At 63.7% G+C, this 23,494-nt stretch carries 7 protein-coding genes; 2 read left to right on the plus strand and 5 right to left on the minus strand.

Features of this window, described 5'->3' with window-relative positions; all coding sequences use genetic code 11:
- Positions 1-13: 13 nt before the first annotated feature.
- Complete coding sequence (locus L8F45_RS30895) at positions 14-463, plus strand: tetratricopeptide repeat protein (protein WP_425330071.1); 450 nt, start codon at positions 14-16, stop codon at positions 461-463.
- A 180-nt stretch (positions 464-643) separates the two neighbouring features.
- On the opposite strand, the gene L8F45_RS29160 is transcribed toward L8F45_RS30895, so the two are convergent.
- From L8F45_RS29160 to L8F45_RS29180, 5 genes are read right to left on the minus strand one after another with little or no spacing between them, the layout of a single operon-like run.
- Positions 644-1,885 (minus strand): efflux RND transporter periplasmic adaptor subunit, encoded by a 1,242-nt coding sequence (locus L8F45_RS29160; RefSeq protein ID WP_342364208.1) that lies wholly within the window; start codon positions 1,883-1,885, stop codon positions 644-646.
- Positions 1,828-2,598 (minus strand): hypothetical protein, encoded by a 771-nt coding sequence (locus L8F45_RS29165; RefSeq protein ID WP_342364196.1) that lies wholly within the window; start codon positions 2,596-2,598, stop codon positions 1,828-1,830. Before L8F45_RS29165 ends, L8F45_RS29160 begins: the two co-directional genes overlap by 58 nt.
- 55 nt (positions 2,599-2,653) lie before the next feature.
- Entirely contained in the window at positions 2,654-3,151 is a 498-nt protein-coding gene (locus tag L8F45_RS29170) for a DUF3467 domain-containing protein (protein ID WP_342361885.1), read from the minus strand.
- 36 nt (positions 3,152-3,187) lie between these two features.
- A complete protein-coding gene (locus tag L8F45_RS29175) occupies positions 3,188-5,674 on the minus strand; it encodes an Ig-like domain-containing protein (RefSeq protein WP_342364197.1) in 2,487 nt (828 codons plus the stop codon).
- Entirely contained in the window at positions 5,623-22,071 is a 16,449-nt protein-coding gene (locus tag L8F45_RS29180) for a CARDB domain-containing protein (protein ID WP_342364198.1), read from the minus strand. The genes L8F45_RS29175 and L8F45_RS29180 overlap by 52 nt, the downstream gene beginning before the upstream one ends.
- A 462-nt stretch (positions 22,072-22,533) precedes the next feature.
- Between L8F45_RS29180 and L8F45_RS29185 the strand changes: the two genes are divergently transcribed.
- On the plus strand, positions 22,534-23,469 hold the full coding sequence (locus L8F45_RS29185; protein WP_342363981.1) for an efflux RND transporter periplasmic adaptor subunit: 936 nt from the start codon (positions 22,534-22,536) through the stop codon (positions 23,467-23,469).
- The last annotated feature ends 25 nt before the right edge of the window (positions 23,470-23,494 follow it).

Here is a 23,494-nt window from a genome sequence, read left to right on the forward strand (position 1 = left end):
CTATCGCGAGACCTTGGAGATCGCCCGGCGGAAGCTCGATCGCAATCATCCGGAATTTGCGCGACTGCTGAACAATCTCGCGCGGACGCTGCGAGGAATGGCACGCTATGGGGAAGCGGAGCCTGTGGTCCGCGAGGCGATCACAATCTGGGCGCGGTCGCTTCACCCCAGGCACGCCAACCTGGCGCGAGCCCGGCATAATCTCGCCTATATCCTCCTCGGTCTCAACCGCGGCGATGGAGCGCTCGCGGAAGTTCAGCAGGCGCTTTCAGTTCACCGGGAGGTGTTAGGCGCAGATCATTTCTGGACGCGCGATTCGGCGCGCACCTGCGCGCGCTTGACGCCGTCGGCCGCACAGAAGAAGCAGCGGCCTTGCGAACCGTATTCAATCTCCCGGCCGAATCTTTATCGCAGCGCTGAGATGTCCGATCTTCGGAGTGCGGCGAGAAGCAAGCGACCGTAATGCCGTCGTGTTTATCCCGACGTGAAGCGTCCGGCGTTCAAACCTGTTGGAATGCGCGACCTGGACGTTGGGAAGGTTGATTGGCGAAACGCGGCCGCTTTGGCGAGCGCGGCGGGCTCAGTCAATCGCTGGCGCAGTCCTTCCAAACACGCCCCATCATTTCGTCCAGGCTCCGCGCGCTTACGGCCAGTATTTCCAGATTGCGAGTTTGAGCCAGTCGGTGACGGGTTTTGTATGGATTGCGATGAGGTTTCGTTTGTCGATCTGGATTTTGGCTATGCCTTCCATTCCTGGTTTGAGGGGGATGTTGGTTGCGAGGTCGGCTTCGGCGCGGAAGTGGTTTCTGCCGTCCTGGGCGGTGGCGACGGGGGTGATGGTTTTCACGGTGAAGCGGATGGGGTCGGATGCGAGGCTGGTGAGAAGGAGCGTTCCGCTCTGGCCCTTTTCGACATCGGCGATGTCGCGCTCGTCGATCTGGAGGATGACGCGGTAGGCGTCGAGAGGAGCGAGTTCGAACAGGGTCTTGCCCTTCTCGATGGGCGATCCGACCGATTGGGAGAGATCGCCGGAGACGATCACGGCGCGGAAGGGAGCGGTGATGCGGGCGCGGGCGAGGCGGTCCTCGACCTGGGCGAGCTGGGCCTGCGACTGCTCGATCTGGGCGGCGGCGACTCGTGCGGCGGGGCGGTCATGCTTGCCGAGCGCGTCATTGTATTTGAGCTTCTGCTGTTCGAGATCGCTCTTCCAGCGCACGGCCTCGAGCCTGATCTCGCGATCATCGAGAGCGGCGATCAACTGGCCCTCCTCGACCGCATCGCCGGCGCGGGCCGGCGCTTCGGCGAGGAAGCCGTCGAAGGGAGCGACGGCCGCGCGCTGGATTGAGCCCTCGACCACGGCCCTGGCGGCGACGCGATAATCGCCGGTCATGAAGCTGAGCGCCGCGACGCCGGCGACAAGCGCGACGGCTGCGAGTTTGAGCGCTGGCCTTCCCGGCCCGAACAGGGCGGCGAGACCGGACGCGGTTCTGTCGGCGGCGCGGCCGGCGATCAGGCGCTCGGCTCCGGCCTTCATTTCCAGCAGCGGGCCGATGAGGGCTGCGACCGCCTCGATGAGCTGGATCGATCTGGCGTCGAAGGTCTCCGGCCCCTCACGCTCCAGCGTGATCACGCCGACCCTGCGGCCGGCGCTCGCCATCGGGGCAGAGCAGACCGCGTCCGCGCCCGAGAGCTTTGCAAGATCGCGATGGGCGAGCGCGATCACCGTCCCAGTCGCCTCGTTCGCCGGCCAGGAGACGGGCGCCGACTGGTCGTAGCATTCCTCCATGGCGTTGGTCAGCGCCGCGATGGTCTGCGCCTTCTCCCGGATCACGGCGGAATGGGAGAGAGCGGCGAGCCTGACCTCGTCCTTGCGCGCGAGGCCGATGGCGACGCGTCGGCAATTGAGCCGGGCGGCAAGCTCGTTGGCGACGTCGAGCGCCGAGGCCTTGAAGGCGCGCTGCTCGCTCGCGCCTGCGAGGATGTCCATGGCGAAGGCGGAGCGGTCGAGCCTGGCCTGGCCCGGTCCTCCTCATTCTGGCGGCGGCGGAACATGGCTTCGAGCCAGCCGACGCCCCAGAGCAGCTGGCGCAGCGCCGCCTGCAGCGCAGCCGGCGAGGACGCGCCCATATCGACCGCGACAACGCCATAAAGCCTGCCGCCGACATCGATGGGATAGGCGAGATGAGAGGCGGCGGGAGCGGGCGTCCGGGACGCCCGAGAGGTCTCGGGCCTAGCTGTATCCGGTTTGCCCGCATCCGTCTTGCTTGCGTCTGCCTTGCGGGCGACGCCGCGGCGCTCGGCCAGCGCCTGTTCGGCGGCGGGGGCGAGATAGGCCATGTCGCGCGCAGGATCGGGCCAGGCGGCGGCCGCGGCGTAGCGGCCATTCTCTTCTTCCAGCAGCAATAGCGCCGCGACCGCGCCGGGGATCATGCCGCACTGGAGCGCGAGCCAGGACCGGCAGAACTCATGGGCCGTGCGCGCGCCCGCAAACGCGCTCCAGACGTCGCCCGTCGCCAACGATCCCTCGCGCCGCTCCGAGCCCGCGCCCGCGAGCCCGCGCCCGGGATTGAAGCCGGTCGGATTGACGTGGCTGTTCAACCGCGGGCTCGCTCAAGCGCCGGGTGAAGTTTTGAGGCCAGCCCGCTCATATCGCTCACTTCAGTTCGCCATGCCGCGCCTCATACTCCCTGAGCAGCGAGGCCAGGAGCTGCGACACCCGTTTCGCCGCGAACGGCGACAGGATGATGCGATGAAGCATCTTCACGTCGGCTCCGGCCGCGCCCCGGTCCCAGTCGTGATTGACGCCGAAGTTCAGCACCACCTCCTCGCGCGTCGAGGAGGCGTTGCAGACATTGCAGTAGGAGCTGGTCAGCTCCGACGCGTCGATGCGCAGCTTCTTGCCCTGCCCTTCCTGAGGCGCTGAAGGCCTCAGCGCGTCGGCAGGCTTCGACGCCTCGGCGCGCGACGGCTTCGCCGGCGAGGACGCGGTCGGCTTGACCGAATCCGCCAGCGCCTTCAGCGCGTCCGACTTGAAGGCGTCCACCTTCGGCAGCGAAGGCTTCAACTCATGGATCGGTTGCGCCGATTTGGCGCCATTGGCGAGTTGGGCCGCTTCATCGGGCCTCATGTCGGGGGTGGAGAGATCGCTCATCACAACTCCTCAGAACCAATCGGGATCAAGATCGCTTCACGGGGCCGGCGCAGCGATGCGCAGCGCCCGGTTGGCGGCGGAGAGCTCGCCGGGATCAAGCCGCGCCAGAAGCTCGGCCCGCCAGTCCGTCGCCTCCTCCTCGAGCGATGCGCCGGCGCCATCTCGCAATGCGCTGGCGACGTCTCGCGATGTAAAGCGGAAGTCGGTGAAGGGCGCAGCGAGATCTATCCTTGGCGACAGGGCCGACTGCGCCGTCTCGGGATTGATCGCGTCCGCCTGATCCACGCGGTCGGCGAGGCGTCGCAGCCGCGCCCACGCGTCTATCTCAGCAGTCTCTTCCTTCGCCAGCGCATCACGCAGTGAGGTCGCCAGCGCATCACGCGGTGAGGTCGCCGCCCCGGCCTCGGAGAGACGTCCGAACGGGGCCTCCGTCTTGAACGCCTCGACCTTCGCCGCCGGCTTGAGCGCCGATCCCGGCAGGCTCAGCGGCCGCGACAGGCGGCCCGATCCGTCAAGCGCCCATTCCGCCCGCAACGCGGCGCCGGCTTCCGCCGGTCCTGAGGCCGACAGGCCGGCCTCACCTGTTGGCGCCTGCTCAGGAGACGTCTCGCCGTCCCGCAGGCCCCGCCGCGCCGGACCGAACCCGCCGCCCAGCGCCAGCACCGTCGCCGTCGACAACGAGGGAATCTCGCCAACCGTCCGATAGGCGAAGCTGTCGCTCGCCGTCTCGCCCACGCCCAGCAGCGCAAGCCGCGCCGAAGCCGTGGGATCATAGAGGACCGTTCCATCCCCCAGCAGGCTGAGCGAAGCGCCAAGCCGCGATGACGCCGCAAGCGAGGCCACCGGCCCAAGCTCCAGCGTCACAGGCTGATCGATCGCTGTCGCCGCAGCAGCTGAGGCTCCCGCCATCACAACGGCCGGTGAGATGAGCCCGGAAGCGATCGTCGCCGCAGACGCCAGCGTCCCGGTCGCAGGGGCAGGGTCCGCCGCAAGATCGTCTTGTTCGAGCTCCAGCCCGAGCGCCATCAGGCTGCCCGCCGCCGACGGCGCGCCGCTCGTCTGGCTCGTTGCGACAGACACGTCGGCCGATTGGAACGCCCAGCTCGCGCTGTAATGCTCCACCACCTGCTTGCCGTTCTGCGCGAACATCACATCCGCGCCGGTGAACTGCCGGCTCGCATTGTAATGCTCGATGACCTGCTTGCCGTTCTGCACGAAGCTCACATCCGAGCCCGTGAACGCCCAGCTCGCATTGTAACGCTCGATCACCTGCTTGCCGTTCTGAACGAACGACACGTTGGCGCCCGTGAAGCGCCAGCTTCCGTCATAGTGCTCTTCGACCGTCTTGCTGTTCTGCGGGAAGGTCACATTGGCGCTGATGAAGCGCCAGGCCGCATCGTAATGCTCCTCGACCTGCTTGCCGTTCTGCAGGAACGACACTTCTGCGCCGGTGAAGGCGCCGGCGCCGCTGTAATGCTCGGTCACCAGCTTGTTGGGATCGGCGCCGGCATGGGTGATCGCCGTCGATTTTATCGTCGAGGTCTTCGCCCAGCTTGCATTGTAATGCTCTGTTGTCGTCACCGTGGTGGTGCGGCCGCCGGCCGTCACCGTCAGCGTCACGGTCGCCGTCGACGAGAACTGCCCGTCATTCAGCGTATAGGCGAAGCTGTCCGTCCCTGAGAACGCCGCGTCCGGCCGGTAGATGAACGAGCCGTCCGCAGAAAGCGCCAGCGTTCCATGCGACGGCGTCGTGAAGGACGCGATCTTCAAGGGATTGTCGTCATGATCGTTGCTGAACAGGCCGTTCGCCGCAGCAACCGTCAACACACCGCCTTGCGCCAGCTGATAGACGTCATTGCCCGCTGACGGCGCGAGGTTCGCCGGCGCCGTCAGGAACTGAACCTGCGCGGCCAATCCGCTCGTCATCGCGATGTCGGAGCCGGAGCGTCCGGTCTCGACAGAGCCTGACGGCAGCACCTCCCTGACATGATAAGTCCCGGGACCGATATCGGCGAAGGAGAACGAGCCGTCCGCAGCCGTTATCGTCGAGCGCTCGCCAGCGTCGAACACATTGTCCCCATCCGCGTCGAGGAACACGGTGCGACCGGAGACGCCCATCTCGCCGGCGTCCCTCACCCCGTCCTTGTCTGCGTCCGAGATCGTCGAGCCCGCAATCGTTCCGAGTCTGAAGGCGCCGAAGTCGATCCCGGTCACGTGATCGCCGGTTCCGATGGTCAGCGCATGGCCCGACAGGGACCGCGTCGGCGTCGAGGGCGTTCCCGCTCCCGGGTTTGTTCCTGAGCCCGAGCCGCCCCCCGCCGCCGGCGTCAGCGCCATGATCGCCGTCGCCAGACGCTCCACATTCACCCGGCCGTAGCTTGCGCCCGAGTTCGCGACATTGTCGTTCTCATCATCGCCATCGACGATCCGGTCGCTCGTCGTCTTCACCAGACCGACGAACTCCTGCGGCGTTAGCAGACGCCCGAGATGGCTCTCCGCCAGCTCCTGCGCCAGAGCCGCCACGCCGGCGAAGTAGGCCGACGCCCGCTCGTGCCCTGCATCGTCGACAGCCCGCCCGTCGCGTTGGCGCCGGTCAGTCGCGCGCCGGGCGCGAACACATCGACCTGATCGCCGCGCTGCGAGAAGCTCGCGATCCGGTCAGCGCCCGTCGTCGCATCGGTCGCGCCATTCGCGAACCGCCAGGGACCGCCATAGTCTCCGCTCCAGACCGCCCCGACCGCCAGCACGTTCGGATCAGACGCAGGGTAGCTCACGCCCGGTTGCGAGCCGAAGGAATAGAACCCGTTCCCCGCCGCCGCGACCACGATCACGCCTTCGCTCGCCAGCGCCGCGAACTCGTCGCCGAGGCCATAGCGCGAGGACGCCGTCGTCCAGTCCGCCCCGTCGCCGAGCGACAGGTTCACCACGCTGATGTGATAGGCCGCGGCGTTGGCCACCACCCATTGCAGCGCCTGCTCGACATAGGCGAAGTAGCCTGCGCCATTGTCCGAGAACACCTTCAGCGCCACGATATCAGCGCCCGGCGCGACGCCGCCATAGGTGGCATCCGATCCCGCGATGATGCTCGACACGTTCGAGCCATGGCCCGAGCGGTCCGACGCGTCGCCATCGTGATCGGCGAAGTCGTACTGATAGACGATGCGATCGGACACGCCGTCGCCATTGCGATCGGGCCCGAAGAAGGACGAGTTCACGTCGATGCCGGTGTCGATCACCGCAACCGTCGTGCCCGATCCATCAAAGCCCGCAAACCGGGGATCGGCGCGATAGGCGCTCAATCCCGTCAGCGCGCTCGCCCAGGCGGAATCGCTTGCGCCCGACGTCACAAGACCCGACGCGCCGAGATCCGGCGAGGACAGAACCGCCGTCGAGCCCGACGTCGTCAACGCAGATGAAGAGAGCGACAACGCCGAAGAAGAGGAAGATGACGAAGACCCCGAAGGCGCGGTCAGCACCCAGCCCTGGGGAAGTTCAAGGCTCGCGACATAATCGCCGGGCCTGACATCAGCGATCACATAGCGCCCGTCAAACCCCGTGACCGCAAAACGCTCGCCCGCATCGCGGACGCCGTCGCCATCCGCATCGAGGAACACGGTGAAGCCCGCAAGCGCCCCCTCGCCCGCGTCCCGGACGCCGTCGCCATCCACATCCTCGAACGCGACGCCCGCGACATCCGACAACTCGAACGTCCCGAAATTCCGCCCCGACGCAATCAGCCCGCTCGTCGCGCCAACAACATAGCTCCCGCCAGCCGGCGAACTCTCGGCCCAGTGATCCGCCACAACCTCGCGAACGACATATGAACCCGCAATCAAACCACCGAAGCTGTAAAAGCCGTCAGAACCCGTGATCGTTGAAACCTCGGAGGCGCCCAGCGACCCGTCATCATCCGCATCAAGATAAACAACCCGGCCCCCAACCCCCGCATCGCCAACATCCCGAACGCCGTCCGCATCAACATCATTAAAGACGACGCCCGTGATCGACGCGAGCTTGAAGAGCCCGTAGGCTGCAGCATTGACGGTTCCGCCCGTCGTCGCGTCGACATCGCGCGCGACCGCGCCTGCAGTCGTGAAAGTCCAGCCTGTCGGCGGCAGCGTCACGATGTGATAGGTCGCCGGCGTCAGGCCCGTGAAGGCGTAATGCCCCTCGCTGTCCGTGACGACCGACGCTTCGCCGACATCGAGAACGCCGTCATCATCGGCATCGATGAAGACCGTGCGGCCCGCGATGCCATGATCGCCGGCGCCGAACGCGCCATCGCCATTCATGTCTTCAAAGACGAGGCCGTCGATTTCAGTTGGCGGGACGCCGCCAATCTGGATCACCGTGTCGGCGACCGACGGCGCATCTTCCGTGTAACCCGCAATATCGGTCGCGACGGAATAGAATGAGTAGGTTCGGCCCGCCTCGGCGACAAAAAGCGCAGAGGTGTCTGTCGTATTGAGCTTGAAGACGCTGTAGCCGCCGCCATCGATGGCGTAATAGATCGTATAGGCCGCAATGGCCGAACCGCCTGCGTCGTCCTGCCCGCCCCATGAGACTTCGAATTCGAGATCGTCGGTCTGCGCCGGCAGCGCCTCGACCGCGCTCGAAGGCTTGCCGACATCGAGCGTGTTGAAGATCGCGGGCGTCTCGATCGGCTCATTGACGTCGAATACGATCGTCGCCTTGGCGTCGATCACCGCGCCGCTTGTCAGGCCGCTCTTCGCTTTCACGGTGTAGCTGACATAGCCCTCGCCGACGCCGTCATCATCGTTCGGCGGCAGGAAGCCGCCGCGCGCATCGTCGACGGGTTCGCCGGTCGTGGGATCAATTGCGATGAAGGTCCAGGTGATCGTGTTCGTCGCGATATCGGGCACGATCAGGACATCGACCATGTAGCCCTTGGTGGCGCTAAGATCGATGCGGCCTGAATAATAGGAACGATCGCCATCCTGCGCGAAGGTCATCCCGCTCCAGCCGAAATCGTCGACGCGGAAGGTGCGGATGTCGAGATCGGAATCCATCTGCTGGACGATTGTCACCGTCTTCGCCGGCGCCGTCGCGAAGTCGGCGTTCTCGAAGCGGATCGTGTAAGACAGCGGCAGATCGCTGCGCACCCACTTCTCATCGCCCGCGCCTTGCGGCCCGATGATGTCGTTCGGATCTACGGAGACAAGCAGCACCGGCTTATAGTCTTTGGGCGGCTCGATCTTGCAGACATAATTTTCGTCATGCTCGGGCGGACCAAAGATGGACGGCGCGCGAACATCAACGCCGCCTTCGGTCTGGATCGGTTGATCCGAGCTGTCGCTTGCCGTTTGCGACGAAGCGGGCAGAGTATCGAGAGCGACGCTGAGCCCGGCGCCGAGCGCCGGCGAGAACAGGGATTTCGCCGACCAGACGCCATTGGCGAAACTGCTGGACGCGATCAGGCGCCGCGAAAGCTGCGCTGTCCCGGCCTCTTCTGTCCAGAACACCGTCGGCTTGCCGCCGGCGGCGCCAATGGTCACTTTGTCAATGCCGGCGGCCGTTGCGACAACCGCTGGAGTCGTCCAGGCCGCGCCATCCCAGAACGCCACCATGACATTGCTTGTGGCTGCGCCGTAAGTCGAATTGATCCAGACCGCCCCCAGCGTATCGCCAATGCGCACGATCTGGAGGCCAGCGTCCTGTCCGGCGATCTGAGCGATGCGCGTCGGGCCGGACCAGACGCCGTCCTTGTATGTTCCATAGAAGAGATCGGCGGTGTCGGACTGGCGGAAGATCGCGTCGAGCTGTTCCATGCTGATGGCGCCGGCGGCGATCTGCAGCGTTCCCGTCGCCTCCGACCAGGCGATGACAAGCGCTCCGTTCTTGTCGAAGCTGATGATGGGCTGCGAAAGCGCATTTCCCGTGCCCGCGAGCGTCACAGGCGCCCCCCAGCTCGTTCCATCGAAAACCGAAAGAGCGAAGGAGGAGATTCCGGGATGAACTGGATCCCTGTTCTCCCAGACGCCATAGACGAGGCCGTCCGGCCCGCGCGCCATGGTCATCATGCCGTCATCGGTGAGGTCTGAGCCGACATTGGACTCGACTGCGAACACGCCCGCGCCGGTTCGCACCGCATTGCCGCCGAGCGCGCCGCCATCGCGATGCACGAGCTCAAGCGTAAAGTCCTCGCCCTCGGCGAGTGACGACACACCGCCGCTGAGAATCTTGGCGAGTTGGGATTCAATGCTGCTTGCCGAAGACGATTTCAAGACACTGATCGTCGTGGACAGCTTGATCTCCGACACGCCGTCGCCGTCATCGTCGGAGAGGAAAATCTTGTCGACCATCTTGGTGACCGCCTCGCCGCCGACGATCAGGCCGAATTCGACGGTGCCCTCGAGTTGCGGATCGGGCATGATGTCGCCGGAGAGTTTCCCCGTTGCGAACATCGATATCTCAAGCGTGCCGCCGAGGAAGCTCTGCTTCAACTGGCCGGTGACGCTGACATTTCCGATCCATGTGAAATTGTCGGGCCATCGCCACTGCACCGGCCAGGCGGACGGCTTCTGCCAGCGCCATGATCCGCCAATTCCGCCATTGAAGTCGACGCTCGTGTCGATCTGCGCCAAGCCATATCTGCGCAACACCTCGAGCGTTTTCTCGACCGCTTTTCCGGGCAGCGTCGGCAGCAAACCGATCCAACGCTCGATCGGCGCGCCGACGCCAATGCCGAAATTGACAGAGCCATTGAGTCGCGACTGGTTGAACTGCCATTGCGGATCATCGCAACCGACCACCACCCAATAGCCCTGGTAGCTCGCCTCGCCGCCGACCCTCACGGTGACCGCGGGCCATCCGAGCGACTTGTACACATCAGGCGGATACTGCTTGGCTTCGACACCGAATGAACCGCCAAGCTGGATATTCGCTTCCTTGGTCCGATCGACATAGACGGAGCCAGCAAATTCCAGGCTGAACTTGGCCTCGAAGAATTGCTTCGTGAAGCGGTTGGAAAGCGGGAAGGTGACCTTTGTGCTCCAGTTGAAAGAACTGATGCTCGCCGTCGGATCGACCTCTTGCGACGACGGAGAAAGCTGGATCTCCAGCTCGCCATTTTTGATCGCTTCGCGGAGCGACTCCAGAACGTCCGACGAGAAAAGGAGAGCGCCGCCGTCGGCTGGTATCAGCGCGTAGTAAAGATCCGCATCGTCTTGCGTCGTCAGATCCTTGCTGCGCCAGCTGACGAGAATGCGTCCGTCTGCGAGCACCTGCGCTTGCGGCGCGTCGTCGTTGACAGAAGTGCCGCCAACCTTCGTCGGTTTCGACCAGTCGATGCCGTCCGGCGAGATCAGGCCAACCGCGTAGTAGATGTCGGCGTCATTGACGTCATCAACATCAGGTCGGCTGCGCCAGACAACGACGAGGCCGGCGCGCGTTCCGTCAATGAGCTTGTCGCTGGCGACGACGGTGAACTCGGAGCCTTGCACCAGATTTGCTGGGCCGAATATCTGTGAAACGATGCCCGCATTGATCCAGTTTGCACCGTCATAGTCGGCGTGCCACAGGTCGCCGTTGCGCTCCCAGAACATGTGGGCGTTGCCCAGCGTATCCGTGACGAAAATCGGATTGGTGTTCTGTTCGATATCAGCCTGCGTGACTTCGTCGACAGCCTTGAGCTGAACATTGGTTACATCGTACGTGTCGCCAACGATCACAGACGGTGGATTCTGATCCGCGAAGCCGTCCGAATCGAGGTCGAACACAAGCGGCCCATCCTGCGGCAATACGAGGATATATTGGCCCGCGAGCAATCCGCCGATGCTGAACGATCCGTCCGCGGCGGTGACGCCATAACCGCCGGCCTGATAACCGGTTGGCGTGGCTCGGTAGGCTGTGATTTCGACCCCAGAGAGCGCCGCGCCGGTTTCGCTGTCACGCAGCACGCCGGAAATCGTGACGCTCGCGCGGAATTCGGGATTCTTTGCGTAGAGGCGCGCGAAAATATCATGGATGTCACGCAATGCCTCTCCCGGCGCGGCGACCTCGCCCGCCACTCGGTTGATAAAGCGGACAAGATCACCCCACTTGTCGCCAATCTCCGGCTGCAGCCTGTTCCAGAAGGGAGTCCATTGAGCGTCTGTCAGCGACGGCGGACGGATCGCGGCGACGACTTCGCTCCAGTCGTCGATGGGTTCAGCGCTGTCGCCCGACACCGTCTCGAACGCCATCGTCGTGCCGGCGAGGAAGGCGAAGGTTGCCGAATGCTGCGCTCCGGGAGCGAGAATATCGGTCGGCCCCTCGGGGCTCGAACCAAGCGCCAGGAATAACCCGTTGCGCATGTCGGTCGCGTTGAGGCCGAACTGGCCGTTCGCGTGTACGCGGATCAGCGGCGCCATGGTGTCGATATCGCCGGTGTTCTTCCAATAGAAGTTCACATTGTAGGTGCGTCGCGACCAGACGAAGGCCGGGCCGTCGACGACAGTCTCTATGTTGGCGCCGGCGCCATCGACGACGGTCAGGCCGCCCGCGAGCTTGAAGACCGTTCCGTCGCCGCGGACCGCCTGGACAGTGTAGGTTCCAGCCGGCGTGCCAAAGAGGTCGAACGTCACATAGGCGCGGCTCGCATCGGTGCGAACGATGCGATCCGGATACAGCACCTCGTCATTCTGATTGACGAGCACGAAGATCGTCGAATCCTCAAACAACGCGCCGTCAATGCGAATTGTCGCCGCGCCGCTGTTGCCGACGGTCGACTGTTCAACTCCCGTGATCGAGAACGGAATCGATTCCGCCTTGATGGCGAAGGCGCGCGTCGGGTTGGCGCCCGACGTCGTCGTGTTGACGACATAGATATAATAGGTCCCGGCCTGCGTCGTGGGGATGACCAGCGACTGATCCTCTTCGAACGGCGTCGCCGAGCTGAAATCATACACTCCCCTGCCCGCCATCGCGTTGAAGCGGACATAAAGCTCGTTGCCCGAGCCGGCGTCAGCTCCGTCGAGCGTGATCCTGACGGTCTGGCCCGCTTCAAGGTCGAGCTTGTAGTAGGAGCCGCCGCCTTGCGGAATCACGCCCGAGGCGAGATCGCCGAGCGTCAGCCGCGGCACGTCGATATCCGCGGCGTTGAGCGAACCCGTGATGTTGTTGGTCTCGACCGTCTCCGGCAGGAGGTTGCGGATGTCGGTGCGGACGATGACGTGATAGTCGCCAGGGATCACGCCCGGCAACACGCCATGCAGCGTCTCGGTGTAGCTTGAATTGGCGCCGACGCCGCCTGTGTGCAGGACGCGGCCGATCAGGCGATCTCCAATGTCCCAGGCGTCATCGGAAGAAAGATAGAGTGAATCGTACCACGATCCGACGGCGGTGACGCTGCTCTGGTTCTGAACGCTGTAGGTGAGATCGATTTCGACGCCCAGCGGCAGATTCTCCGGGATGGAGAAATCACCGACCACGAGATCGGCCGGCTGCGCGAGCGAGATCAGCGTCGAGACCGGATCATAACCGACATTGTTCGCTTCCGAGATTTCCGGCTTCACCGCGTTGGTGCTGTCGGAGACGACGAAGACGTAATACGGGCCGGAATAGCCTTTCGGAATCTGGAATGTCTGCGTGACGGTGTAGGATTCGCCTGCGCCGACCGTGCGGTTCTGCGCCACGGCGCCGAGATAGACGTCGCCATTGCGCTGGAGATTCTGGTCGACGGAGAGATAAACGACGTCATACCAGGCGCCCGAAAGCGCGCTGCCATTGTTGGCGACTGTATAGGTCACGGTCAGAAGCTGGCCGCTGACCGCCTGATCGGCGGCGTCGACGCTGGTCACCTGAAGGTCATAGACCTTTGGCGGCTGGCCGGTGACATGGAAAACGCCCGAAGCGCTTGCATTGTTGAATTCGAGCGGCTCCTCAATGACATTGTTGTAGATGTCGGCGAGCGCATAGATGTTGTAGTCGCCGGTCGCGAGAGTTTCCGGAAGCTGGACTGTGACAGTCACGGTGTAGCTGCCGTCAGGGGCCAGCGCATTCGTGTGGCGCACGGTTGAAAGAACCGGGCTGCTGAACGTGTTCAGTCCGTTCTGGTCGGCGATATAGACACGATCGTACCAGAAATTCGCTTGCGTATCATTGTTGCCGACATTCTTCACAGTGAAGGTGATGTCGAGCGTGTCGCCGGCGTTGCTCGCGGGCGGCGTCGAGACGCTGGTGACGATCAGATCGGGAACCTGGCGCGAGATGGCGATGCTGTTCGCGCCGGCATTGTTCGTCTCGCTGGTCTCGTCGACCTTCTCGCGCACATCGGACGCCACGAGGATGTGATAATTCCCGAGCGCCCAGTAAGGCAGACTGAAGGTCGTCGAGGCGTTGTAGCTCGCGCCAACCGCGAGCTGGCCGGTATGATCAACTTCGGCCAGCGTGAAATCGTCGCCATTGCCAGCGATGTCGTCGGTCGACAGGATCACGCGATCCGTCCAACTCGACGAACTCGTCGAGCCAACGCCGTTATTCGTCACCGTCCAGTTGACGCGGATCGGCCGTCCAGCGACGCCAGCGTCGGGCGCGTCCACGACCGTGGTGAGGTCGGCCGGCAGGTTGTCAATATGCAACGCGCTCGTAGCGATGTTGTTTGCGTTGTTGAACTCGAACAACTCGTCATTCGCATCAGCCGCGACGATCAGGTGGTAGTCGCCTTCAATAAAGGACGGCAACTTGCCGCTCACCGTGAAGGTGTAGCCGCCGCCGACCGCCAGCGCCTGCGTGACGTGGACGTCGCCAAGCCGCGGGTCGGACGCGTCCAGAACGCCGTCGGTCGAGAGATAGAGATTGTCGAACCAGCTGTAGTTTGGCGTCTCGGTCGAGCCGTCGTTGCTCACATGATAGGTGACGGAGACCGTGTGCCCCTCGATGGCGACGGACGGCGCCGCGACGATCGAGGCCGCGAGATCCGGCGGCGGCCGATGCACGACATTGACGAGGTCGCTACCGGTGTTGTCACTCTCGTCGGCGCCCTCATAGACCTGCGAGAAGACGTCGGTCATGACGAGGAAATAGAGATTCCCGGCGTGACCGATCGGCGGGACGACCGACGTGTTGACGGTGTAGGCCGCGCCGGCGTCGAGCGCGCCGTTATGGACGAGCTGCGCGAGCTGGATGTCATCGCCGGAGAAAGTCGCGTCGGTCGAGACATAAATGCGGTCCCACCACTGGCTCTCATAGGTGCGCGTCTCGCCGGTGTTCGTGACCGTGAAACTCAACGCCATGGGGTCGCCGGTCACCGCATTGGAGGGGGCGGCAACCGCCGTCACCTGCAGATTTGGCGGCGGGGTCAGAGAAACGTCGATCGATCCGCTAACGCGCAGATTGTCGTTTTCGTGGCCAAACTCGAAAACGTTGTTCTCGCGATCGGCCGCGATGATGATGTAACGCGACCCCTCGATGCCGCGCGGCAGCACGGTCGTGAGGTGGCTGACATAACTCTCGCCCGCGTCGAGATAACTCGGATTGTCGACGCGTCCGAGTATGATGTCGCCGGCGTCGAGCACGCCGTCGTTGGAGAGATAGACGTAGTCAAACCAGTAAGGCGCATTGGTCGCGCCATCGCCGATGTTTTGAACCGTCCATTCGACGTCGATCGGCTCGCTTGAGGCGCCTGTCTCGGGGATCGTCACGCTGGTGATGACGAGATTCGGGAACGGCTTGAGCTTGATCGCGGTTGGATTGACGGCGAGACGCGAATTGTTCGTTTCGTTTGGATACTCGTAATATCTGTTGTCCGCGTCGGTCGTGATCACAATACGATAGGAGCCGGACAGCGTGTCGGGAATCGTCACCTCGACGGTCTGGGTGACGGACTGGCCTGGCGCCAGCGTTCCTTCATAATCGACGTCAGCGAGCCAGATGTCATTGCCGACGGCGTTGTCGCTCGACAGGGCGATCGTGTCGCGCCAACCGGTCACCGGCGCCGCGCCATTGTTGGTGATCGTCCAGGTGATCGGAATGCGCTGGCCGGAAATGGCTTCCGGCAGTTCGCTCAACGCCGTGACCGTGAGATCGGGCAGTGGCGGGATGGTGACGCTCATCGGCGCTGACGCCGTGTTATCAGTCTCGTGGCCGTTCGGCTCGTAGATCGAGCTTGCGCCAAAATTGATGAACGCAGGCAGATCCGCTGCAACGATCACGGAGTAACCGCCGGCGAGGAAGGACGGTTCGAGCGGCAGCGTCAGATCGAATTCGCGGTGCAGCGACGCGCCGGCCGCAAGCGAGATCGCTCCGCCATTGCTGAACTGGGTCAGAATGCGATCGGTGTAGTCGATCACGCTGTCGCCATAGGAGAGATAGACGCGCTCCAGCCAATCGCCATTGGCGGCGCCTGTGCCGCGATTGACCGTGTCGTAGGAGACATGGATCGTCGAGCCGGCGACGCCGTTCGCCGGGACATTCAGATTTTCAACGCGCAGATCAGGCAGCGGCGGATCAGAGATCGCAACGGGCGCATGCGGGCCGCCATTGTTGTCTTCGGCCTGATATTCAAAGACCCCGTTCCAGATGTCGGTCTCGACCCGGAAATACCACTGGCCCGGATTGTAATCATGCGACAGCGGAAGTTGCACGGTCACCGTGCGCGTATAGCTCGCCCCTGCCGCCAGCGTCTCGTTCGTCATGTCGACAGAGGCCAGCCACGAACCGTAGCCATCAGGCGCATTGGTCAGGAAGATCGCGTCTTTCCATGTGCCCGTGATGTCGCCGGCGCCATGATTGGTGACCGTATAGGTGACGTCGATCGAGTTGCCGAAGGTCGCGTTCGCCGCGCTCAGAGAGGTTGAGTCGACCTGGAGATCGAGCCGCGGCGGAAGCTGAAGGTGGATCGGGATGGCGACGTAGTTGTTCTGGTTGTTCTTGTGTTCGTAGACGTTGTCGTTGTTGTCAGTCGCGATGATCAGATAATAGGTCCGGTTCGGATCCGAGCTGCCGTCGTAGGGAATCGTCACCGACGCTGTTTGCGCGGCCTTTTCGCCTGCGCCGAGCGCGGGCTGGTTGACGCTGACCGAGGCCAGCGTCGGATCAAAATAATCAAGATTCGCGTCGGTCGAGAAGAAGACGCGGTCCGTCCAGTTGCCGCCGGGAGCGCCATCGCCGGCGTTGAGATCGTTCCAGTTCACCGTGACGGTCTGGCCGAAATAGGCGTCGGTCGGAGCATCGATGTCCGCGACCCGCAGATCCGGCGTGGGCGGCAGGCTGAGCTGGACCGGTCCGATCGCGAAGGAATTATTGTCGCCGCGGGATTCGCCGGGGCCGCCATAATAGATGTTCGGCGTGACGATGACGTACCACGGCCCGGTGAACGCATCCGTGTTGCGGAACGGTAGCGTCGCGGTAATGGTCTTGGTGTAGCTCTCGCCCGGCGCCAGCACGACGCCGTTGGTGTAGGTGTTGATGGGAACGTCGACGAACTGGATGTCGTTGGTGCTGGTCGCATTGTCATAACCGCGCACGGGATCCGTCGAGAGATCGATGCGATCTTGCCAGGCGTTGAAATTGCTCGATATCGGCGCATCGCCGATATTCGTGACAGTGTAGGTGACGGTATAGGTGGAGCCGAATACGCCTGTGGGCTCAGCCGTCGCGTTCGACACCACGAGATCAGGCGACTTGATGGCGAAGCTGCCGGTGTAGGCGGCCGCCATCGTGTTTCCGGCGATGTCGGAAATGTCAGGTCCGATCGAGACCTGATAGGCCCCACCTTGGAAACTGGTATAGAAAGTGTACGTGACCGTGGCGCCGCTCACCGCCACGGCGTAGTCGCCGATGTTCGACCCGTTCGGGCCAGTCAACGCGATATCGTTGAGTTGCACGGTGCCGCCGTCAACCGGCTCGTCAAAGGTGACGACCAGTTGTGTGAATGGCGCCGTGCTGCTGTTCGGCGTGATCGAAATCACTTGCGGCGGCGTGAGATCATAAAGGAACGACGATGAGAAAGCCGCGAGTGGACGGCCGTCGAGGCCGCTCAGAGCGCCATCGGCGATCGCAATGGTGTAAGAGCCTTCCACCGGAGCGAGGCCGGAAACATCGAAGACCAGCGTGTTGCCGTCGATAATGGTGACGCTGTTGGCGGGCGCGCCATTGATCGTGAGATCGCCAGCGTCGATAGAGTTAAGAAGCAAGCCGTCGGAGAAATCAATGGTGATGGATTGCGGCGGCGTCTTCAGCCGCGCGCCATCGGCGATCGACGTCTTCGCAACGGTGAGCGGCGCTGCGACGGACGTGACGTCGCTGTTGAGGATGTAGTCGCCGTCGCCGGACTTCGCGCCCACGACAATGCGATAGGTCCCCGCCGTGGCCGCGGTGAAGCTGATCAGCGCGTTCTTTTCGCCAGCCGATGCGTTGTCATTGAAGGCGACGCTGTGGCCGGCTTCATCGAAGATTTCGAGCGTCGGGTCGAGCGTGTTGACGGGATCGCCGGCCGCGGCGCCGGGAAGCGCGGTCGACACGGTGAGCGTCTGGCCGGCTGCAAGCTGCACGGTGTAGCTGTCGCCGGCTCGCGCGGCCCATTTCACCGCCTGCTCGAACAACCTGTCCTGCGAGCCGGAGCGCAAGGCGGAGCTGGTGCTGTCAGCGAACGGGACGCCGATATAGACGCTGTGGCCGAGCCCTTTCGTCGCCGCAACGATCGCCGCCTGACCTGATGCGAAGCCGAGCACCGTCGCGTCGGAATCGGCGCCGCCATAGGGAACCTCGACAGGCCCGGCCGTGAATGAGGTCACGTCGTCCGTGATCGGATGAGTGGTTCCGCTGAAGGTGATGTTGGCGCTTGAGTAATAGTTGTAGGAATGAATGGCGTCGACGGGCACGACGTCGTCGATCGTCTGTCGCGCCGTCTGCGTGGCGTAGCCTGTTCCAAAGACCGTGAATCCGGTCGCCACGACTCCGCCGCCGGCGAGCACGAATTGCTTCAGCGCGTCAGCGAATCCGCCGAGCTGGCTGATGACGCCCTCATTGCCGAGGATCACCACGTCATACTGCGATAGCTCCGCCAGCGTATCGATCTGGCCGCCATCGACAATCGTCGCCTGGAAGTTGAATCGTGTGCTGTCATTGAGCTGATCGCGGGCCTGGATCGCCCTGGCGTCAGTTGATACGCCGTGGATCGCCACGCGGATCGCGCCGCCGACGCTGAGCGGTCCGGCTTCCATGCGCCCGAACAGAACATTCGAAGTCAGCGGTGCAATGAGATCAGGCAGCGTGTTCTCGAGCTGCTCGTCGCGCGTCGCGGTCAAAGCATAGCGAGCGGCGCCGCTTCCAGGCGCCGCGGAGACTTTCAGCGAATAGACGCCCGCCGTCGTTGCGACATAACGTCCGATGAACAGGCTCGAATTTGCGTCATTGCTCGCGCCGCGCGCGATCTCGACGCCGTTCTCATCATAAAGCGAGAGGGAGAGCGGCTGGGCGCCGCCATCGATTTCCGTCAGGGCCACATCCAGCGTCTGGCCTGCCGCGAGCGACAGCTTGAAGAAGTCGATGTCGCTGTCGGAGGACAGATCGCCGACCGCGCTCAGCGGCGCTGCAACGCCTTCGATCGCTCCCTGCGTCGCATCGAGATCAACCGCATTATTGGCGGCATCGTTCGACACGCCGCCGCCTTCCGCAGCGATCGTCGCGTTCAGCGCCGCTGTGACCTGATAGGTTCCAGTCGTTCCCAGCGCCGTCACGCGGATGATGTAGTCGCCGCCCGCGCCATCAAAGAAAAGCTGCGCCGGCGCGCCGGGGGCGCCTGATTCCGCGATCGCCTGCGTGACGCCGTTGGAGTCGACAAGTTCGATTCGCGCGAGCACGCCGTCGGACGGCGAAATCGCGACCGACAAGCGCGCATTCGGCTCAAGCGAGACAGTGAAGTCGTCGATGTCGTCAGGCGTTCCGAACGAGCGCGACAGCGTGCGCTCATGGATCATGCCGCCTTCCGGTCCGACGGCCGGCAGGGGAGTCAGGTCGCGCGATGTGGTGTCGACGGAGAAATTGAGCGTCCACTGACCATCCTCGACGCCGTCGCCGGTGGGGAAGCTGCTATTGGGATAGCCATCGATCAGATTGCCGGCGAAATCTTTCACGTCGGAATAGAGAACGAAGAGATAATTCCCTTCACTCAGCTCGTTCGCGAAGGAGACAGTCAGGATGCGCGAGCCCGCGTCATAATTGACCGTGGTCGGCCACGAAAAATCCCCGGTGCTCAGATTGAAGAGGCCGGCGGAATGGCCGCCGATCAACGACGATTTGACGTCCTCGCTGAGCTGGATCTGCAGCGTCAGCGGCTCTTCGTCGAGAATGGCGTTTGGCGCCACGCTGCTCGCAACGACCTGCGGCGGCGTGGAATCCAGTGTGAACGAAGTCGAGGCGCCGTCGAAATAGCGGCCGTCAAGGCTGCGAATCCATCCACCCTGAATCTCGATCTGATGCTCGCCGTCCGAGGGCTGGAACGGCAGCATGAAGCCGATCGTGTCGCCGTCGATGACGACATAGTCGGACGCTTCATTGCCATCGAACAGGAATGCGCTCGCTGACAGCGACGAGAGGTCGATCGGCGCGGAGAAATCGACGCGATAGAGGCTGTCGACGTGACCAACGATCGAGCCGTCGGCGATGACGCCGCTCGCCAGCAGCGGCGGCTCGCCGGTCGCGCCGGTCACATTGACCTGATAGGCCCCCGTGCCGCCGCCGCCCGAGCGGACGCGAATGACATAGACGCCGGTCTGATCGGCCTGGAACGAGAAATCGGATGACTGGCCGCTGTCGCCCGATCCCAGATAATTTTTGGACGTGTCGTAGGCTTCGACACTGACCTGGAGGTTGGAGGTCGGAAGGCCGGCCTCATCGTTCAACGTCGCGCCATGAATGCTGATCGTGTCGCCAGCATTGGCGTAGATCGTGTAGTCGTCGAAGCTGTCCCAGGCCTGTGAGTTCAGCGCCCAGACGAGGGCCTGCTGCAGGAGCTGGTTGGCGTCGCCGGTTCTGAGATTGCCCGCGTTCCCTCCGTCGCCATAGGACGGCGCGAGAAAGACGGTGCGTCCCTGGCCATAGCGACCAAGCACCACGCCCGGCCGGCCGTCGTCGGTCAGCGCCGCAACTTCGGCGCTGGCGTCGGCTGGCGCTGAGCTCGAATTTCCGAAGACATCGATGGCGCCGAGGCCCGCGGTCACCGGATTGCCGGCGCTCACTCCCGTCATCGCGCGGACGACGTCGCGGTGAAGCTGATGAGTGGCGTCGACCGGAATCACGTCGTCGAGATCGGCCGAGCCGATCGAGCCGTTGGTCCCGAGCAGCGCGTTGCCCATGGTGACGACGCCGCCGCCATAATCGCGCACCCATTCCTTGAGCGCGTCGGCCATGTCAGCCAGGTGCACGAAAGCATCATCGCCCTCGGGATCGGCTGCCGTCCTGTCGCCGTAGCTGCCGCTGAGCACCACGAGATTGTAGTGAGTCAAAGCGTCGACGGTCGCGAGATCTTGCGGCGAGACAAGAGTCGCCGACAGCGGCAACGCTTGCGACCCGTTGATCTGATCGACCAGCGCCTGCGCCTCGGAGCCGCCGACAACGGCCACATTGTAGAGGAAGCGGCCATTGATGAAGCCGCCGACCGCCGAGCCGCCTGGTCCGAGCCAGGGGCTTTGCTGCGTGACGCTTTGCGTGTCGGAGAAGGGCGGGAGTGACGCGAAGGACGTCGCAAGATCGCCTGAAGAGCCGAAGATGACGGGATCAACCAAGAGATCGCCGCGGTCGGCTTCGTAGGTCACGTCCTTGAGCAGCGACAGCGCGTAGTCGGCGTAGCCATTCGTCGAGACTTCGACGACATACCGGCCGCTCATCGGCGCGGATGCGTTGGCGATGATCTGATCGACATTGAGCGCGCCGTTGACGCCCTGGCCGATCAACTGGCCGTTCGGATCGTAGAGCTTGATCGTGAGGTCATACCGGCTCGACATGTCGTTCCGGCTGGTTGCAGCGATCGTGAAATTCTGCCCCTCATTGAGATCGAAGACGTAGCGATCGGGGTCGCCGTTGAACACCGCGCCAAGCGCGCCCGTGCGATTGCCGCCGCCGACAAGCGGGGTTTCGGTGGCGGAGATGTCGATGTCGCCGTTTCCGTTCGGCGCCGGATCGAACACGGTGTTGAGATAAGCGTCGGCGAAGATGTAGGTCGGTGAATCGCCTTCGAGATTGGTGATCCTGAAGGTGTAGGTTCCGCTGTCGGCGATGGTGACGAGATCGGTGGTGACGCGCTGGCCGAAGTCGCTGGCCTGCGCCGTCGCGATGACGTTGTTGCCGGCGTCGAGCACGTCGAGCTGCAGTTTCGTGTGCGCGCCGTTCGGGTGCGCCGAGAAGACGAGCGTCTGGCCGCCATCGAGCTGGAGCTGCGTCTCGTCGATTGAGCCCTGCGGGAAGGTCGGGATCGTCCCGCCCTGCCCGTCATCGACCTGTCCCTGGACGTAGAAGCCCTGACCCGCGATCTGCGCGCCCGGCAGCGGACGCGCTTCGCCGAAGAGATGGCTGTTGTCATAGGCGACGATTGGCGGGCCGAGATCGGAGTCCGCGGTCTGGGTGTCGCTGGTGAGGAGCGTCAGGCCCGAGGTGTAGGCGTGCGTATCGTATTGGCCGGCGGTCGTTGCGACCTGCACATCGACCTGCGATCCGTCCTGCTGATACTGCGTGACGCTCGCCACATACATCTGCGGCTGCGACGACAGCGCCGTCGACCCCAGCGGATTCAGATCCGCGGACATGAGGATGCGCGGTTCGAGCGCTTCGAACAGAAGCTTGCGCGCGCTCGGCATTGTTGGCGACTCGCCGGCGCGGCGATGATTTTTCGACGATTTCTTCGAGCGGCCGAAAAGCATCTCTGCGGTCGCATCGAGGATGCGCTTGTGAAAAAAGCGCTCGCGTCGATTCCTGCTCAGCATCTGCATCCCCTGGCGAACATCGACGCCGCAGGGGCGCCGCACGCGGCGACGGGAAGACGCTTCAGGACGCGCGCCATCGTTCGCCCGGCAAGCCGTGCGTGACGCGCCTCGTTCAGGGGCTTCACATCGCCTTTGATTCCAACCAGCGACGCCTGTCAGTCTGCCCGTCTCAGAGCCGGCCGCATCGCGACCAGCCTGCCCCGCTCAGGTCCGCCCCTTCGGGCGTCGCCGTTACGCCTCCAAATCTCTTATTGTTGTGGTGACTTCTCTTGCACGCCCTTCACAAAAGCTCTCACAGTATTCTCAGATTTATCATCTGTTTACCTGACCATTTCAGAAGTATAGCCAAGCGAAGAAAATGATGTCAGCTTCTGCGATACTCTACTCAAGCTCTCTTTTCTGATGGCCGCGAGGCTACCAGACGGCGCGTGACGCGACCGTGATCCTCGCGTCACGGACCGCGTGGCGAAGCTGCAGGCCATTGGCTGGCGCAACCGCCTTCAACTAGGATCGCCGGCATTTCCCGCCTCGAATTTCGGATTCATCGCTGTGCTCGAACGTGAATTTCTCCACAAAATTCGCCTCGCGCTCGTTGCTTTGGGGCTTTGGGGGCTGGCTCTTCCCGCCCTCGCCCAATCGCCCTCCCCGTCCTACGACTGCGTCCTCGAACCCAGCATGAAGCTGAAGCTCGCAACGCCGGTCGCCGGCGTGCTGCGCTCGGTCGAGGCGGATCGGGGCGATGCGGTGAAGATCGGCCAGCCGGTGGCGCGGCTCGAATCGGCGATCGAGGAGGCGAATGTGGAGTTAGCCGCCGCCCGCGCCGCCAGCGAGGCGACCGTCGATGGGAAACGGACGCGGCTTGAATTCCTGCGCCGCAAGTCGGCCCGTCAGTCCGATCTCTTCAAGCGCGGCGCCGGCACGGAAGCGACACGCGACGAAGCGGAGACGGACATGCGCTTCGCCGCCAACGAGCTGCAGGAGGCGGAGTCGAACCAGAAGATCGCGAAGCTGGAGCATGCCCGCGCCGTCGAGCTGCTGAAGCAGCGAACGATCGTCAGCCCGATCGAGGGCGTCGTCGTCGAGCGACAGCTTGGCCGCGGCGAATACGCCTACGAGCAGGCGCCGATCATGACGGTGGCCCAGCTCGATCCGCTCTTCGTCGAGGTCTATGTGCCGGTCGCGCTCTATGGGTCGATCGCGATCGGCGACAAGGCGACAGTCCGGCCGGAACTGCCGAAGGCGGTCGATCGCGAGGCCGTGGTCTCGGTGGTCGATCCCGTGTTCGACGCCCGCAGCGGCACTTTCGGCGTCAGGCTCTCGATGAAGAACGCCGACCGGCGCACGCCTGCGGGGGCGCGATGCAAGGTGAAATTCGAGCCGCTGGCGAAGGCGCCTTGAACGTCGTTCGCTCAAATCGAAAACC

Source organism: Terrirubrum flagellatum (assembly GCF_022059845.1).
Classification (GTDB): domain Bacteria; phylum Pseudomonadota; class Alphaproteobacteria; order Rhizobiales; family Beijerinckiaceae; genus Terrirubrum; species Terrirubrum flagellatum.

Coding starts and splice junctions, on each gene's coding strand:
- L8F45_RS29180 (WP_342364198.1), bottom strand. CDS start 22,071: ATGCTGAGCAGGAATCGACGCGAGCGCTTTTTTCACAAGCGCATCCTC.
- L8F45_RS29170 (WP_342361885.1), bottom strand. CDS start 3,151: ATGAGCGATCTCTCCACCCCCGACATGAGGCCCGATGAAGCGGCCCAA.